The 2,479-nt window shown below is 49.3% G+C and carries 2 protein-coding genes; both read left to right on the top strand.

The features are described 5' to 3' along the window. A partial coding sequence (locus JGK14_RS33890) for a hypothetical protein (protein ID WP_325316017.1) occupies positions 1-1,524 on the top strand: 1,524 nt, incomplete at its 5' end. Positions 1,525-1,642: 118 nt separating this feature from the next. After that, complete coding sequence (locus JGK14_RS33885; protein ID WP_293193997.1) at positions 1,643-2,335, top strand: response regulator transcription factor; 693 nt, start codon at positions 1,643-1,645, stop codon at positions 2,333-2,335. The last annotated feature ends 144 nt before the right edge of the window (positions 2,336-2,479 follow it).

Genomic DNA, 2,479 nt, shown 5'->3' with positions numbered 1-2,479 from the left:
CCCATTCCCGATTCTGAACCCGCCACAACAGATTCTAAATCCGTCGAACTGGCAGATTTGGTGCTAGCAGCGGCTTCTCAGGAGTTGGAAGTAGAAGATAATCCCGCATCGGAAGACAATTTTCTGCCGCTGCAAACCCTGCAATATATTGCATTGCTGCAAGAACATGAGTGCTGTTCCGAAGCTTTGGCTTTGGCTTATCACAGTTTGGGAAATTACTACCGCGATCGGATTCTGGGCGGAGATTCCTCCCCGCAAAACCTGACAATTGCCATTCGCGCGATCGAGCAAGTGATTGCATACCTGGAACTCGACGACAACTCCCAGGAAAATCAACCACTAACCGAGGAATGCGCGCGGCTAATTTCCCAATTGACACAAAACTTAACTCAGTACGCCGAGGAGTCCCACAGCCTACCGCCAATTTCCGATCTGATCAACGATCTCGGTACTTTCTACTGGATGCTGTCGCGCGATCGCACGCAGCAGCATAACGCAGCCGATCCGGTATCCTGCCTCGAACGCAGCATCGCCCTCTACCTTGAAGGTTTGAACCGCACAGATGCCGACAGCGCACCCCAAACCCGCGTGAGATTAAACAAAAATTTGGGCATCGCTTCGGCAGATTTAGCCCGCTATCAAGATAAGACAGAGAACTTGCAGCAAGCAGTTGCAGCTTACCAACAAGCGCTACTAGATTTAGACCCGGCGGCGGAGCCCCAGCAGTACGCGGCGGCTCAGAATAATTTGGCGACAGCATACTGGAATTTAGCTCAAGATGGTCAGCCGATCGTCTATCTCAAAAGCGCGATCGCCGCTTACACCCAAGCCCTCTGCTGTTACAGTCCCGATCGAGAACCGCTCAACTATGCCGGAGTCCAAAACAACCTCGGTACCGCTTGCTGGAACCTCGCCCAGCACGAACCCTCAGAACTCTTGTTAGTCAGGGCGATTGATGCCTACCGCGAAGCCTTGAAATACCGCACCCGAGAATTGGTACCCGCAGCAGCAGCAGCTACCTACAACAATCTCGGTACCGCTTATTGGCATTTGGGGAACCAGTTCCAGCAGAAACAGGCCCGGACGGAATCTTTACAGCAGGCGATTACCGCCTACGAAGCTGCACTGGATATCGCCGGCAAGCTCGATCGAACCCAACTCACCTTTGACACCTGGGCCGCCCGCAACAATCTCGGACTAGCCCACTATCAACTAGCCACAGATCTAGATTTTGGCACCAACAAAGCCGCCCAAACCAGCCATTTAGAAGCAGCACTGCACCACCAGTTGCAAGTGTGCGCCGAATGGGGACAACATCTCAACGACAAAGGGTTAACATATGGAGATAAACTTAACCTGCAAGCCCCGCCAAACTCTCAAGCTGCCGATTCCCGGCAAACTGCATTGAGTTATATTGTGAAAACGATTAGAGCTTTCTATAGCGAATGTGGGCTGCAAGGCCAAAATCTAGCCTTATCCAAAGTACCTGGAGATTTATTGCCTGAAATCTTACGTAGGTTATAAGTATGGCTATAAATATGGCTACAACTATATAAAAGCTCAATTTTTTCGAGATTTGTATCCAGTTTTCTATTATTATGGCTGAATCTTCTTGCCTAATTCTTCAAACAAAGTTGTGGTCATGGCCCCTGTAAAAATCCTTGTGGTTGATGACGACCCGGCAATCCGAAATTTAATTCACCGTTTTTTGAGCCAGCAAGGTTATCAAGTTGAGTCGGCCGGAGACGGTCAGACTGGTCTGGAATTATTTGAGCAACTCAATCCTGACTTAGTAGTTCTAGATGTAAATTTACCCGATACTACTGGCTACAAACTCTGTCAAGAGATGCAAAAACGGACGGGCGTGTTTGTGTTGATGCTGACCAGCCGAACCGATGAAGCTGACAAAATGAAAGGGTTTGCCGAAGGCGCTGACGACTACATTACTAAACCTTTTAGTCTTGTAGAGATTGGAGCTCGCGTTGCAGCAATTTTGAAGCGCAAACGCCTTGTTACTCCGGCTCAACAACAAAGTCTGACCTTTGGAGAGCTACTAATAGATCCCGTCCGGCGCGAGGTAATTCTCGACAGTCAGATAGTTGCTTTGACGGCTTTAGAATTCGACCTGCTGTACTGTTTGGCAAGCAAACCCGGTCGCGTATGGAGGCGATCGGAATTGCTGCAAGAAGTCTGGGACTACGAGTATGTGGGAGCCGATCGCGTGGTGGATGTCCATATCGGTCAAATTCGCCGCAAAATTGAACCAGATACCAACCAAATCTCAATGATTCAAACCGTCCGGGGAGTAGGTTACAAGTTTGAGCCAAAAACCTAGCAGTATTCGGCATTCGGCAGCCGGATCTGTAGGGACAAGGCTGTAGGGGTTTGAAACTGTAACTTAATTTATGGACAAAGCTACCCATCCTTGACTATTTGGGTAGCTTTGTCCGCAACTCGGGCGATCGCACGAGACTATTTG

This window comes from Microcoleus sp. PH2017_28_MFU_U_A, assembly GCF_020738035.1.
GTDB lineage: Bacteria > Cyanobacteriota > Cyanobacteriia > Cyanobacteriales > Microcoleaceae > Microcoleus.
Note: the sequence above shows the minus strand (reverse complement) of the source record. Positions and strands in the feature narration are given on the sequence as shown.